The organism is Rhodoglobus sp. G.S.4 (genome assembly GCF_056619605.1).
The window spans coordinates 937,893-950,727 of sequence record NZ_CM152748.1 but is presented as its reverse complement, the minus strand read 5'-3'; the positions used below and the strand labels follow the sequence as shown (position 1 = coordinate 950,727).

The 12,835-nt window shown below is 58.2% G+C and carries 16 protein-coding genes and 1 other RNA gene; 7 read left to right on the top strand and 10 right to left on the bottom strand.

Annotated features, from left to right (window positions below; all coding sequences use genetic code 11):
* Nucleotides 1-120: 120 nt before the first annotated feature.
* From AC061P_RS04630 to galK, 4 genes are all read left to right on the top strand, one after another.
* A complete protein-coding gene (locus AC061P_RS04630) occupies nt 121-606 on the top strand; it encodes a GNAT family N-acetyltransferase (RefSeq protein ID WP_449648515.1) in 486 nt (161 codons plus the stop codon).
* Nucleotides 607-726: 120 nt separating this feature from the next.
* Complete coding sequence (gene galE, locus AC061P_RS04625; protein WP_449648516.1) at nt 727-1,719, top strand: UDP-glucose 4-epimerase GalE; 993 nt, start codon at nt 727-729, stop codon at nt 1,717-1,719.
* Complete coding sequence (galT, locus tag AC061P_RS04620) at nt 1,716-2,825, top strand: galactose-1-phosphate uridylyltransferase (RefSeq protein ID WP_449648517.1); 1,110 nt, start codon at nt 1,716-1,718, stop codon at nt 2,823-2,825. Before galE ends, galT begins: the two co-directional genes overlap by 4 nt.
* On the top strand, nt 2,822-4,012 hold the full coding sequence (gene galK, locus AC061P_RS04615) for a galactokinase (RefSeq protein WP_449648518.1): 1,191 nt from the start codon (nt 2,822-2,824) through the stop codon (nt 4,010-4,012). Before galT ends, galK begins: the two co-directional genes overlap by 4 nt.
* A 70-nt stretch (nt 4,013-4,082) precedes the next feature.
* On the opposite strand, the gene ssrA is transcribed toward galK, so the two are convergent.
* Nucleotides 4,083-4,457: a transfer-messenger RNA gene (ssrA, locus tag AC061P_RS04610) on the bottom strand.
* 164 nt (nt 4,458-4,621) lie between these two features.
* On the opposite strand from ssrA, the gene AC061P_RS04605 reads away from it, so the two are divergent.
* Nucleotides 4,622-4,894: a glutaredoxin domain-containing protein gene (locus AC061P_RS04605; protein ID WP_449648519.1), complete on the top strand. Its 273-nt coding sequence runs from the start codon at nt 4,622-4,624 to the stop codon at nt 4,892-4,894.
* A gap of 24 nt (nt 4,895-4,918) precedes the next feature.
* On the opposite strand, the gene smpB is transcribed toward AC061P_RS04605, so the two are convergent.
* From smpB to prfB, 4 genes are all read right to left on the bottom strand, one after another.
* Entirely contained in the window at nt 4,919-5,398 is a 480-nt protein-coding gene (gene smpB, locus AC061P_RS04600; RefSeq protein ID WP_009771737.1) for an SsrA-binding protein SmpB, read from the bottom strand.
* 94 nt (nt 5,399-5,492) lie between these two features.
* Nucleotides 5,493-6,410 (bottom strand): permease-like cell division protein FtsX, encoded by a 918-nt coding sequence (gene ftsX / locus AC061P_RS04595; protein WP_449648520.1) that lies wholly within the window; start codon nt 6,408-6,410, stop codon nt 5,493-5,495.
* Nucleotides 6,407-7,198: a cell division ATP-binding protein FtsE gene (gene ftsE, locus AC061P_RS04590; RefSeq protein ID WP_449648521.1), complete on the bottom strand. Its 792-nt coding sequence runs from the start codon at nt 7,196-7,198 to the stop codon at nt 6,407-6,409. Before ftsE ends, ftsX begins: the two co-directional genes overlap by 4 nt.
* A gap of 143 nt (nt 7,199-7,341) precedes the next feature.
* Nucleotides 7,342-8,448, bottom strand: a complete 1,107-nt coding sequence (gene prfB, locus AC061P_RS04585) for a peptide chain release factor 2 (protein ID WP_449648522.1) — start codon at nt 8,446-8,448, stop codon at nt 7,342-7,344.
* A gap of 108 nt (nt 8,449-8,556) precedes the next feature.
* Here prfB and AC061P_RS04580 point away from each other — a divergent pair, with 108 nt between their 5' ends.
* A complete protein-coding gene (locus AC061P_RS04580; protein WP_449648523.1) occupies nt 8,557-9,813 on the top strand; it encodes an MFS transporter in 1,257 nt (418 codons plus the stop codon).
* On the top strand, nt 9,810-10,451 hold the full coding sequence (locus AC061P_RS04575) for a LysE family translocator (RefSeq protein ID WP_449648524.1): 642 nt from the start codon (nt 9,810-9,812) through the stop codon (nt 10,449-10,451). The genes AC061P_RS04580 and AC061P_RS04575 overlap by 4 nt, the downstream gene beginning before the upstream one ends.
* Here AC061P_RS04575 and AC061P_RS04570 read toward each other — a convergent pair.
* The 5 genes from AC061P_RS04570 to AC061P_RS04550 all read right to left on the bottom strand — a co-directional run bounded on the left by AC061P_RS04570 (nt 10,441) and on the right by AC061P_RS04550 (nt 12,789).
* The gene (locus AC061P_RS04570) at nt 10,441-11,094 is read right to left on the bottom strand and encodes an SDR family oxidoreductase (protein WP_480391953.1); all 654 of its coding nucleotides are present in this window, start codon (nt 11,092-11,094) and stop codon (nt 10,441-10,443) included. The genes AC061P_RS04575 and AC061P_RS04570 overlap by 11 nt on opposite strands.
* 133 nt (nt 11,095-11,227) lie before the next feature.
* Complete coding sequence (locus AC061P_RS04565) at nt 11,228-11,674, bottom strand: Tad domain-containing protein (RefSeq protein WP_449648526.1); 447 nt, start codon at nt 11,672-11,674, stop codon at nt 11,228-11,230.
* Nucleotides 11,671-12,165: a hypothetical protein gene (locus AC061P_RS04560; protein WP_480391952.1), complete on the bottom strand. Its 495-nt coding sequence runs from the start codon at nt 12,163-12,165 to the stop codon at nt 11,671-11,673. Before AC061P_RS04560 ends, AC061P_RS04565 begins: the two co-directional genes overlap by 4 nt.
* Nucleotides 12,140-12,592, bottom strand: coding sequence for a TadE family protein (locus AC061P_RS04555; RefSeq protein ID WP_480391951.1), 453 nt, complete (start codon nt 12,590-12,592; stop codon nt 12,140-12,142). The genes AC061P_RS04560 and AC061P_RS04555 overlap by 26 nt, the downstream gene beginning before the upstream one ends.
* Complete coding sequence (locus AC061P_RS04550; protein ID WP_449648528.1) at nt 12,592-12,789, bottom strand: hypothetical protein; 198 nt, start codon at nt 12,787-12,789, stop codon at nt 12,592-12,594. Before AC061P_RS04550 ends, AC061P_RS04555 begins: the two co-directional genes overlap by 1 nt.
* Nucleotides 12,790-12,835: the final 46 nt, after the last annotated feature.

Sequence of the window (12,835 nt, the reverse complement as noted above, 5' to 3'; positions counted from 1 at the left end):
GTGTCTTTGCAACATCCTCAACAAAACACTGAGACCTAGCTAACGAAGGGACTCCGGAAACAGACAACCACGCCACAGTTTTGGAAGCAGCAATAGGACGTACTGCGAGAAGATAGTTCTATGCCCAGTTTCACCACACGCGCCGCGCGGCTCGATGATGCCGAAGAGCTCGCCTCCGTGCATACGAAATCGTGGAAAGAGACCTACACCGGGCAGTTCCCCGAACAAGCTTGGAGCGACGAAGCGCGACTTCGTCGAGAAGCAATGTGGAACGAACTACTCCTCGACGCGAACGTGACAACAGTGGTCGCTGAGATCGACGCACGAATCGTGGGGTTCGCACACGCGGAACACAACCGGGATGAACCAGCTTTGCCTGCCGAAGAACTCAAGATGATTTATGTTCTGGCGGAAGCGCATGGCTCTGGTGCCGGCCAAGCACTCCTCGACGCTGCACTGGGCGGCGCAGCGGCAAGCGTGTGGGTGCTTGAGCAGAATCTTCGAGCTCGATCGTTCTATGCCCGAAACCGATTCATGCCGGACGGCAAAGTGCGAGAGATGGATTTCAATCCGAACATCCGGGAACTTCGTCTCGTTCGCCGCTGAGGTCGGGCGCGCAGAAGACTGAGGTTGGACGCACGAACCTATTAGTCATACAATTGGATCGCTCGCAGAGTGAAAAGCTGCAATCGTGGCTGGACCACTGCCCAGACACGAGGAATCCCGATGACTTGGTTGGTAACCGGCGGCGCCGGCTATATAGGCGCACACGTCGTTCGCGCATTAGTTAACGCTCAGATGGACGCCATCGTCGTCGATGACCTCTCGAGCGGTTTCGAGGGCTTCATTCCTGACGGAGTGCCCTTCATCCAGGCGAGCATCCTCGACAAGGACGCTCTTGCCGCAGCGATGATCGCCCACAACGTTACTGGCGTCGTCCACGTTGCTGGATTCAAATATGCCGGAGTCTCAGTCGAACGACCACTGCACACCTACGCGCAGAACGTCACCGGCACCCTCTCCCTGCTCGAAGCAATGCAGGAATGCGCCATCGAGCAGATCGTGTTTTCGTCAAGCGCCGCAGTCTTCGGAACGCCAGACGTCGACCAGGTCACCGAAAGCACAGCGAAAGCTCCCCTCTCCCCCTACGGCGAATCTAAACTCATCGGCGAATGGCTACTTCGTGACCAAGCAGTAGCGGCAGGGCTGCGGCACACCTCGTTGCGATACTTCAACGTCGTCGGCTCCGGAGATCCAACGATCTACGACACCAGCCCCCACAACCTCTTTCCACTCGTGTTCGAAGCCCTCGTCGAAGGTCGCGTACCGCGCATCTACGGCAACGACTACCCGACACCGGACGGCACCAACGTGCGCGACTACGTGCACGTTGCCGACATTGCGGCCGCCCACGTCGCCGCCGCTCGTCGGCTCGACTCTCGCCAAGAAATCGAGCCCGCCTACAACCTCGGAAGTGGCGATGGGCTATCTGTGGCTCAAATCATGAGCGCTGTGGCATCCGTCACTGGAATCGAATTCACTCCAGAAATAGCACCGCGCCGCGCTGGTGATCCGCCCCGCATCGTCGCCAACGGCGACCTAGCCACTCGAGACCTCGACTGGAAAATGCGGCATACCGCAGAAGAAATGGTTCGTAGCGCTTGGGAAGCACGCCTTCGTGCCACAACCGCCAACGGCACAAACGGAAGTGCAGAATGAGCCCCACAATCACGAAACGACCAACGACTCTTGCCGATGGCCGAGAGCTCATCTACTTCGACGACGCAGACACCACTCTCGGCGAAGAACGATCCGTCGACAGCCGCACCCTCGATCCTCGACCGGCCACCGCAACCATGAGGCAAGACATCATGACCGGCGAATGGGTGTCGATAGCGGCCGCTCGCCAGAACCGTGTCTTTCTTCCCCCCGCCGATCAAGACCCCCTTGCGCCCCAAACAGCGAATAATCCCTCAGAGGTTCCGGCGCTCTATGACGTCGCCGTTTTCGAAAACCGTTCGCCATCCTTTGGTCCAGCACTTGCCGGCAGTGAAAACAGTCCGACCGGTCTTGACGATCTCGCCGAGCTCGGGCTCGGACGCACTCGGAGTTCCATCGGGCGCTGTGAAGTGGTGTGCTTCAGCCCCGACCACGAAGGATCGTTCGGCACCCAGACGGCCAGTAGGGCACGAACAGTCATCGAAGCCTGGGCCGACCGAACGGAAGCCCTATCGGCACTCGATGGCGTGCAGCAAGTGTTTCCGTTTGAGAACCGCGGAGAAGCAATCGGCGTAACCCTTCTCCACCCCCATGGCCAGATCTACTCTTACCCCTACATCACACCGAAGACGCAACGCACCCTCGACTCGATCGAGCTAATCGGCTCCGACATGTTTCAGCGCATCCTCGACTTCGAACGTGCAGGAGACCGCGTTGTACTTAGCGGAGAACACTGGACAGCTTTCGTGCCATTCGCCGCTCGCTGGCCCATCGAGATCCACATGCTTCCGCATCGCCAAATCCCCGACTTCGCGGCAACCTCAGACGCAGAACGAGACGAACTCGCCACGCTCTACCTGAAACTGCTCACAGGCGTCGATGCAATCTACGACTCCCCCACGCCATACATTGCCGCGTGGCACCAGGCTCCCGTTAATCGCGCGCGCGATACCTACCGGCTCCACCTTCAACTAACGTCGCCTCGTCGCGCGGCAGACAAACTGAAATATCTTGCAGGCTCGGAATCGGCAATGGGCGCGTGGATCGCCGACGTCACACCCGAAGCCGCTGCCGCAAACATCCGAAAGGCAATTGAACGAGCATGAGCGACACAGTGGAACAACTAAGCGAACGCTTCGTCGCCGTCGCCGGGCACGCTCCGAATGGCGTGTGGTCGGCACCGGGGCGCGTCAACCTCATCGGTGAGCACACCGACTACAACGAAGGTTTCGTTCTCCCGTTCGCGATTGACCGCAGAACCCGTGCCGCCGTTGGTCTTCGCACCGACGGAATAATTCGCGTAACCAGCACCTTCGATGACACCTCGGTGGAGTTTCCGTTAGCAGATCTCGACGCGGCACGTATCGCTGGACGTATCACCGGATGGAGCGCGTACCCCCTCGGAGTCGCCTGGGCACTCGGACAACACGGCGCAGACCTCACCGCAGTTGCGGGTGTGGATATCCTCATCGATTCCACCGTTCCCGTCGGGGCCGGACTGTCATCATCCGCCGCCATCGAGAGCTCAGTGGCACTTGCGCTCAACGACCTATGGAATCTCGGATTCTCCCGCGAAAAGCTCGCGGAAGTGGGCCAGCTCGCGGAAAACGACGTCGTCGGCGCTCCCACAGGAATCATGGATCAGTCAGCATCGTTGCTCGGGGCGACCGACTCGGCAGTGTTCCTAGATTGCCGTTCGCTCGAAGTCGAAGTGGTGCCGCTCGGACTTGCACAAGCTGAGCTGAGCATCCTCGTGATGGATACGCGCGTATCCCATTCCCACGCCACTGGAGGCTACGCAGAACGCCGCGCTGCCTGCGAAGCAGGAGCGGCAGCTATGGGAACTAGCTCATTGCGCGACGTCAGCGTCGATGACCTCGAGCGTGCGCGCGAACTCCTCGACGACGTTACTTTCCGCCGCGTGCGCCACGTCGTCACAGAAAACCAACGGGTACTCGACACGGTACGTGCACTCAACGCTGACGGTCCATTGGCGATCGGTGCTCTGCTCGATGCTTCGCATGTTTCGATGCGCGACGACTTCGAAATCTCTATCCCCGAACTTGATCTCGCCGTGGAGACCGCTCAAACGCATGGCGCAATTGGCGCCCGGATGACCGGTGGAGGTTTCGGCGGCGCCGCAATCGCACTCGTGCCCCACGCTCGCGTCTCCGAAGTAGAAGCCGCCGTAAAAGTAACGTTCGCCAATCACGGATACATCGAACCGGTCACCTTCACCGTGACGCCCTCCGAGGGCGCCAAGCGCAACGAAGGTCCATCAACTTCAGCGTGAGGCTCGAGGTGCTGTGCCCTGCAGACAGGGCACGGCACCGAAAGAAACTTCACAACGCGACAACGACCGGTGGTGGAGATGGGGGGAATTGAACCCCCGTCCACTGCTGTAATTCTGTGCCTTCTACGGGTGTAGCTTGTGCAGACGTTCTACTCGGCTCTGATCTTTGCCACAAGCACCTAGATCAACAAGCCCAGCCAGAGTGCAAGTCCCACGTAGCCCTCAGGCGTAACTACGCAGCAATCTCTCTAAATTGCGCCAGAGTCCGGGTAGAGAGCATTCCCGGTCTGACGGACTTCTTTAGTGCGCTCGCTTAGGCAGCGAGGGCGAAGTCAGTGCGCTTTGAATTGGCACTTATAGTTTGCAGTCATCGTTAACGAGATAAGGCTGCATTCTCGACCCGCTTCTCACAGTTTTGCAGGCAATGTCGAAACCGATCATCCCCCTGTGTGGGTCGTTGTCGCGCTGTGGAGTTATCAAATTTGCCTAATTAACAGGCAGCCCTCAATTGTAGTTCAGAAAAAGCGCACAAGCTAGCCCGCGACTGGCTCACACGCTGGAAGCGAACGTGGGGCAGAGCATCAGCATCTCGCCCGTAAAGTTGGATTCATGAGTGAAACCACAGAGGCATTGCCAACCAAGATCCAAATGTTCGGCGCGGATTGGTGCCGCGACTGCCGCCGCTCAGAAGCACTCCTCAATTCACTGGGTGTCGAGTGGGACAAGATCGACGTCGAAAAGGATCCAACCGCTGCGGACCGTGCTCACGCCATCAGCGGACGCTTGAACATCCCCGTCGTGCACTTTCCCGACGGAACATTCCAGGTAGAGCCCAGCGACAAAGAACTCACAGCAAAGATCGAAGAACTCGCCGCGATCTAACTGACGCGAGCGACAAGCCAGGGGCTATTCGCCCATGTTCTTGCGGGCAGAGATAGCCCGATCTGACTCACGCTTGTCTTGGCGCTCTCGCAGTGTCTGCCGCTTGTCATACTCACGCTTACCCTTGGCAACCGCGAGTTCGACCTTGGCCCGACCATCCAGAAAATAGATCGACAAAGGCACGAGCGTATAGCCGCCCTGCTTGATCTTGTTGTGAATCTTGAGGATCTGCTCCTTGTGGAGGAGCATCTTGCGCTTGCGACGCGGAGGATGGTTATTCCACGAGCCCTGAAAGAACTCAGGAATGTGCACGGCATCCAACCAAGCTTCAGCATGGTCGTCGATGTAGCCGTAGCCATCGATCAGACTTGCACGACCCAAACGCAGAGATTTGACCTCAGTACCCGACAGCACAAGACCAGCCTCAAAGGTGTCTTCGATGCTGTAGTCATGGCGCGCCTTACGGTTGCTGGCAACAACCTTCCGGTCACCTTCCTTGGGCATGATTCACTTCTCTCTCAGATACGTTGGGGTGCACAATGCTACGACGGATGCCGACAGTGCAGCAGACCAGTCTAGCGCGCGAGCTACCCGCAGCCTAGACCTTCAAATATCGACTGATCGCGACGCCAGCGGAAATCGCGGCAAGACCAGCCCCAGCCACAATCAGGATGGGCACGACCAGTAGTGCTTCATCCATTCCCAACAGGCTCGTATTCACCGGCAGCGTTGAGGCCAAGTAACCCCGCACGAAGAACTGAACGATCGCAACGATCGCTCCCCCGGCCAATACCGAACCGATGAGGGAGGCGAAGACTCCTTCGAGGATGAACGGAGTCTGGATGAAGCGGTTCGAAGCCCCAACGAGCCGCATGATGCCGAGCTCTCTTCGCCGCGAGAACGCACTAAGCCGAATGGTCGTGGCAATCAACAGGACCGCAGCGACAAGCATGAGCCCAGCCACTCCAATCGCCGTGAAACTGGCGGCGTTCAAGATGGAAAAAATTGGTTCAAGATAGGCGCGCTGATCTTGCACACTCTCGACGCCGGCCAGACCAGAAAGACTCTCGATCAACACATCAGCTTGCTCGGGATCAACAAGATTGACCCGGAAACTTTCGTTAAGCGTCTCGGGCGTGATGATCCCGGCGAACGTGGTGTCAGCAAACTGTTCCGTGAAGTTTTCGTAGGCCTGCTCATGAGTCTCGAATTGAACCTCATTGATATAAGGCGCCAACGTCGCGGAATCCAGCTGCTGCTGCACAGCATCAATTTGGTCTTCGGTTGCCTCAGCAAGCGTGCAATTGCCGGTCGTATCAATATCGGTACACATGTAGACCGCAACCTGGGCGCGGTCATACCAGTAGCCCTTCATCTGCCCGATCTGCATCTGCAGCAGAATCGACGCCCCCACGAAAGTGAGGGAGATGAACGTCACCAAAACAACAGAGACCACCATCGAAAGGTTACGACGGAGCCCACTACCAACCTCGCCAAGAATCAGACCGAGCCTCATGCGTCGAGCCCCCCACCGTGCGACCGCGGTGAAACCACAGTCTGGGCCGAACCCGTGGGATCGCTAGCAGCAGGATGCGGAATTCGCTCCTGAACAGGAACCGTCTGCGTTTGGTAGCCACCCTGGCGCTCATCGCGCACAATCTGACCACCAATTAGTTCGATTACGCGGCGCTTCATCTGATCAACAATGCCCGCATCGTGGGTTGCCATAAGAACAGTCGTGCCGCCCAAATTGATTCGCTCAAGCAGCGTCATGATGCCAGCCGCGGTAGCGGGGTCGAGGTTACCTGTTGGCTCATCCGCGAGCATGATGGCTGGCTTATTGACCACCGCGCGAGCGATAGCAACGCGCTGCTGCTCACCGCCAGAAAGTTCATGAGGAAACCGTCCTGACTTGCCGGCGAGACCGACCATCTTGAGAGCATCCGGAACTGCCTCTTGAATGAAGCCACGACTCTTGCCGATCACCTGCAACGTGAACGCCACATTGTCAAAGACAGTCTTGTTTGGCAGCAGCCGGAAGTCCTGAAAAACAACGCCGAGATTGCGGCGAAAATATGGGACCTTGCGGCTCGACAAAGTATTCAAGTGCTGACCCAGCACGTGAATAGACCCCTTAGTTGGGTTCTCCTCCTTGAGGATCAACCGCAAAAAACTTGACTTACCTGATCCAGAAGCGCCAACCAAGAAGACGAACTCGCCCTTGAGAATCTCAAGATCGACCGAGTTCAGCGCCGGCCTGGTGGTGCCCGGATAGGACTTCGAAACAGCATCAAAACGAATCATTTGAAGTCAGCCTAAAGACGTGCAGCACGGAACCGGTCAACGACGCACCGGGTGACGAGACTCACAGGTGGCCCAGTTCAGGTCACACCGTGGCTGAAATGAACTCGCGGGAAGCCACGGTTGGTGAGGTCACTGGTCTGGGGTTACTTGATGACGCGCTTGCGCCACTTGATGCCAGCAGAGATAAAGCCATCCAAATCACCATCGAACACATTCGAGGGATTGTTGACCTCGAACTCGGTGCGAAGATCCTTCACCATTTGATACGGGGCCAACACGTAGCTGCGCATCTGGTCACCCCAGCTCGCGGTGATTACGCCAGCGATTTCCTTCTTCGTTGCCGCCTCTTGCTCACGCTGCAATAAAAGCAACCGTGACTGCAGCACACGCATTGCCGCAGCACGGTTCTGAATCTGGCTCTTCTCATTCTGGCAGCTCACAACAATGCCGGTCGGCAAGTGAGTGATACGCACCGCAGAGTCCGTCGTGTTGACCGACTGACCACCAGGACCGGAAGAACGGAAGACATCAACACGGATGTCGTTCTCCGGAACTTCAACAACATCCGTCGTCTCAATAAGAGGAACAACCTCGACCGCAGCAAAACTCGTCTGGCGCTTGCCCGCAGAGTTGAACGGGCTCATGCGTACCAGACGGTGGGTACCAGCCTCGACACTGAGCGTTCCGAAAGCGAAGGGAGCGTCAACCTCGAACGTCGCCGACTTGATGCCGGCTTCTTCGGCGTAGCTCGTGTCAAGAACACGCGTCGGATACGAGTGCTGCTCGGCGTAGCGCAAGTACATGCGCAACAGCATTTCGGCGAAGTCAGCGGCGTCGACGCCTCCCGCTCCAGCGCGAATGGTGATGACGGCGGGGCGCTGATCGAACTCGCCATTGAGGAGAGTTTGGACCTCGAGGTCGCCGAGAGTCTTCTTGATTCCGGTGAGTTCAGTGCGGGCATCCGCTGCCGCCTGAGCATCACTTTCTTCATTGGCAAGTTGAACCATGATCTCAATGTCATCGAGTCGACTCGAAATGGAATTGATCTTGGCAAGTTCGGCCTGACGGTGGCTGAGGTCACTTGTGACCTTTTGCGCCTTGTCGGTGTCGTCCCAGAGATCGGGGGCACCCGCCAGTTCACTCAGTTCGGCAATTTCTGCCGCAAGTCGGTCGGTGTCGACTACCTGGCGAATGTCCGCAAAAGTGGAGCGTAGTGCCGCGATGTCGTCAGAAAAGTCCAGTTCATCCATGTCACCAACCAGACTACCCGCGATGCCCAAGGGACACCCGATCGGTCGTCCGATCTGGTTGCTGAGGCTGCCAGTGATGCGTGCCCTCACGACATACGATGGACGACGATGAGCACAACAGAACAATCCTTTAGCTGGCGCTCGATAGGGCTGCCCGTTCTTTTACCGACGCTGCTGTTTTCTATTGGTGAAGGCGCGATTATTCCGCTGATTCCGATCGCCGCTGACAGTCTGGGGGCGTCGCTGGCAATTGCGGGCCTCGTTGCGGCGGTTCTGACTCTCGGCGAGTTGTTCGGCAATATTCCGAGTGGATGGCTCATCTCTCGCATCGGCGAACGCCCGGCCATGATCGGCGCTAGTGCACTCTCGATCATCGGAGTTGTTGTCGCAATTCTCGCGCCCAACCCGGTAGCGCTCGGATTCGGGGTGCTTCTCATTGGCCTCGCGGCGGCCGTATTCGCGTTGGCCCGGCACGCTTTTCTTACCAGCTTTGTTCCCGTGTCCTATCGCGCTCGGGCGCTGTCGACTCTGGGCGGCACGTTCCGTCTTGGCGTCTTCATAGGACCGTTCATCTCTGCAGGAATTATCCACCTCACCGGAACGGTGATCGCCGCTTTCTGGATCCACGTCGTTGCTGCCATCGCAGCCGCACTTGTACTCATTCTCTTGCCAGACCCCGCGACCACGTTTGGTGCCGTGCATACCTCACGGGTTAATGATCGAACCCTCCGCGACGGAGAAGCTCTCGTGGAGCAAGAAGCCCACGGACTCTTCGCCACGATCCGACGCAACCGCGCTGTGCTTTCGCGCCTCGGTCTTGGTGCAGCGGTGATCGGTGCAATGCGCGCCAGTCGCCAGGTCATCCTCCCCTTGTGGGCCGTCAGCATAGGCATCGCCGACGCCAACACCGCCATCATTATCGGAATTGCCGGCGCCGTTGACTTCGCTCTCTTCTATACCGGCGGTCAGATCATGGATCGCTTCGGTCGCCTCTGGACAGCAGTGCCATCACTCATTGGCCTCGGAATCGGGCACCTCGTGCTCTCTGTCACTCACGACGTGAGCGCTAACACAGCGTGGTTCATCTTTGCCGCCATGTTCTTGTCTCTTGCCAACGGGCTCGGCAGTGGGATTCTCATGACGCTCGGGGCTGACCTCGCTCCCCCTAAGAACCCGGCACCCTTCCTTGGCGCATGGCGATTCACCGGCGGCGTGGGCCAAGCGGCCTCGCCGCTAATGATCGCGGGAATCACCGCCATCGCATCAATATCATTCGCCGCCGGCGCGGTAGGAATCTTGGGACTGATCGGGGCCGGAATAATGCTGCGCTACGTTCCGCGCTACATCCAGAAGCCGCAGAAGTGATCCCCACCGCAAACCTGATCGCATTCGTCCTGGTGGCCATGCCCATCATCCTGATTCCAGGCCCGAGCGTGCTTTTTCTGATCGGTCGATCTCTATCGTTGGGAAAACTCGGCGGCATCATCAGTTCGCTCGGAAACGCCACTGGCGGAGTTGTGCTTGTGATCGGTGTCGCCTTTGGCGTCGGCACGATCATCGCGCAATCAGTGATCGCCTTTACCGTGGTGAAATATTTGGGCGCTGCGTACCTGATCTACCTCGGAGTGCAGGCGATTCGCCACCGAAATGCTCATGCTGCGACGGATGCCGCTTCCCCGAAGAAGAGCTCGCAGTGGAAGGTTTTCAGCCAAGGTTTCGTTGTCGGAATCACGAATCCCAAAGCGACCGTGTTCTTTGTTGCCGTGCTCCCCCAATTTGTGAGCTTCAGCTCCGGGAGCGTGCAGCTTCAACTGCTCGTGCTCGGCATGCTCTTCATGGGAATCGCCGTGATTACTGACACGACGTGGGCGGTAGCGGCGGGGTTCGCGCGCGACTGGTTTGCGCGTTCACCCCACCGCATAACCACGCTGTCAGCAATCGGCGGTGTTGCTCTTATCGTGCTAGGCGTCGGTTCGTTGTTTATCCCGCACGCTAAGCAATAGCGGCAATAGCCTCGGAGATCGGAGTTGACCCATCCATGAACTCGATGGTCTGCCCGATGGTGTTGTCGCTGTCTATCACCGTGGCAATGACTCGAGCCACATTATCGCGCGCTGCATGCTCGGCCGTCGCGGCAGCGCCAACGTCGATTTTTCCTGATGCGGGTTCGCTGGAGAGCGATCCTGGACCAACAATTGTGTACTGCAGCGGTCCCTTGCGGAGGTGGTCGTCGGCAGCAGCCTTCGATTCGGCGTAGGCGAAGAAGTCATTATCTTCCGGCACACCATGATCGAGGCTCGCGCCCTTGTACGAGAGCATGACGTAGCGGTGAACGCCAGCGTGAGCCGCAGCATCCATCGTTCGAATAGCGGCGTCGCGGTCGACGGCGTAGGTGCGTTCGGGGCTTCCACCACCCGCACCGGCAGCGAAGACTACGGCGTCGTGTCCGGTGAAGATTTCAGATAGCTCTGCGGCACTGAGCGCCTCGATATCTGCGACAACGGGCATCGCACCGGTAGCGCTAATCTCCGCTTCTTGATCGGCGTTGCGAATCAGGGAGTGCACATGGTGACCTTCGCCACTAAGTATTTCTGCGAGGCTCATGGCAATCTTGCCGTGGCCGCCGACGATAACGATTCGTTTCATGGCTATCTCCTTCGTGGGGGTTGCACACTTTCGTCAAGTGCACCCTCTACGCTACGAAGCGAAGCTCCCTGTTTGCTGCACGAACGTTTGCTAAATACTGCTGGAGCGCTTGCTGGGCATGCCCCATTACTGGCTAGGAAAACACCGATCGCGCGGTTGCAGTGACGTCAATTCGGATGCCCTCCGGCACAAGTAGCGAGACGAACGGTGGCTTCCAGTATGCGGAAAGGGAAACTGTCGCACTCGCCGCGTCGTTCGTCGTCGCTTCTTCGATCCGAAGCTCAGAAAATCCGTCGCCGCGATTCGCCGTGACATAACTGGCAACCGCCGAGGCGACTTTCGCGTTGGTGAGTTGTGGCCGATAGCCCGTTGGGGTGAGTTCGACATCATCGAGGTCATAGGACTCGGCACCGACGAGCGCTGCTCCATCGGCGAGAGTAAAGAGTCGTTTTCGTTCGAGGTAGAGCGAAGTGGCGGCGACGACCATAAAGACGAGGACGAGCGAGAGGAAGGAGTAAAAGATCGTGAGGAGGAGCGCCGACCCTCGCTCACCGTCGAATCCCTCTTCTCTCGGTGTCATCGAGAACCTCTAAATTGTGAAACTTGTTGAGTAGCCGTGGCATCAAGGGGAATCTGCGCGGGAAAGTTTCCTGTGAGCACCGGCGGCGCGAGCGGCAAAGCTATGTCAACGGCAATGGTGACCGTGACGTAGCCACGACGAGTGAGACAGTTCGCCGGGTCGGGTGAGCAGACGATCTCTACGGAGGCATCCGAGGGATCGATCCCGTAATTGTCGAGAGCAAATTCGATAGCGCGCTCCGCAGAACTTTCGGCCTCAGCGAGAGTGTCTGCCTGAACGAACACACGCACTGCTTGGCGAGCAGCGCCCTCGGCGGCCAAAGCGCCACCTTGGATCGCAGACATCGTCAGGACCAAATAAACGAGAGGGATGAGCATGATCATTCCCACGGTGATGAACTCAAGGGTTGACGAACCTGCGTCGTCGCCCAGGCTCCCCCATTTGCGTTGAGCGAGCCGGATGACGCTAGCGAACCTGTTCGATGGGGGCAAAGCCAGACACCTCCAAACCGTCGTCAATGCCGATCAAACCGAATAGCGGCAGTGGTGTGCGCACGGTGACAATCACCGAGGGCTGGCCGAGGTGGTTGGTGGCGTTTGCTGTGACGTCGGCGGCATAGCCGGGCGAGAGCGCAGTCGAAATGAGGTCTTGAGAGCGTGCAACACCATCGGCGAGTGAAGTATCGGCGAGTGAAGCGAAGCGCGCACCCTCCGCCGCGGCATCCAACACCGTGTTTCGGATGTGCAGGGCAAGCCCCAACTGGATAACGCTCAGAGTGAGCACCGTCAACAATGCTGATACGAGAACAAACTCGACAATCGCCGAGCCAGTCTCGTCAGCTCGCAGCCGCGCAACGGCCGCGTGGCCCCAAGTGTTTGAGCGCGGTGCGGAGCAAGAGCCGCTAGCAGCGGGGCACACTAGAAGCCTGTTACGCGATCAATCGCCTGTTCGAACACCGAGCTGAGTGCTGGCCCCGCAAGACCCCAAATTATGATCACAAGACCTGCGGTCATCAACGTAATCAGCACCCAGCCCGGCACGTCGCCTCGCTCTGAGTTGAGCGTTCGGGTGCCTCGGGTAAGCCCGCTCGTCAGAATGATTTGAGATGATTTCACTCTGCCATCATTGAGGGAAACACAATTGCTTGCGCGATTTTTCCAC

What these genes read in the sequence shown, in the direction of transcription:
- galK (WP_449648518.1), top strand. Translation starts at nt 2,822, where the DNA reads ATGAGCGACACAGTGGAACAACTAAGCGAACGCTTCGTCGCCGTCGCC.
- AC061P_RS04605 (WP_449648519.1), top strand. Translation starts at nt 4,622, where the DNA reads ATGAGTGAAACCACAGAGGCATTGCCAACCAAGATCCAAATGTTCGGC.
- AC061P_RS04630 (WP_449648515.1), top strand. Translation starts at nt 121, where the DNA reads ATGCCCAGTTTCACCACACGCGCCGCGCGGCTCGATGATGCCGAAGAG.
- galE (WP_449648516.1), top strand. Translation starts at nt 727, where the DNA reads ATGACTTGGTTGGTAACCGGCGGCGCCGGCTATATAGGCGCACACGTC.
- prfB (WP_449648522.1), bottom strand. Translation starts at nt 8,448, where the DNA reads ATGGATGAACTGGACTTTTCTGACGACATCGCGGCACTACGCTCCACT.
- ftsE (WP_449648521.1), bottom strand. Translation starts at nt 7,198, where the DNA reads ATGATTCGTTTTGATGCTGTTTCGAAGTCCTATCCGGGCACCACCAGG.
- AC061P_RS04580 (WP_449648523.1), top strand. Translation starts at nt 8,557, where the DNA reads ATGAGCACAACAGAACAATCCTTTAGCTGGCGCTCGATAGGGCTGCCC.
- galT (WP_449648517.1), top strand. Translation starts at nt 1,716, where the DNA reads ATGAGCCCCACAATCACGAAACGACCAACGACTCTTGCCGATGGCCGA.
- smpB (WP_009771737.1), bottom strand. Translation starts at nt 5,398, where the DNA reads ATGCCCAAGGAAGGTGACCGGAAGGTTGTTGCCAGCAACCGTAAGGCG.
- ftsX (WP_449648520.1), bottom strand. Translation starts at nt 6,410, where the DNA reads ATGAGGCTCGGTCTGATTCTTGGCGAGGTTGGTAGTGGGCTCCGTCGT.
- AC061P_RS04565 (WP_449648526.1), bottom strand. Translation starts at nt 11,674, where the DNA reads ATGACACCGAGAGAAGAGGGATTCGACGGTGAGCGAGGGTCGGCGCTC.
- AC061P_RS04570 (WP_480391953.1), bottom strand. Translation starts at nt 11,094, where the DNA reads ATGAAACGAATCGTTATCGTCGGCGGCCACGGCAAGATTGCCATGAGC.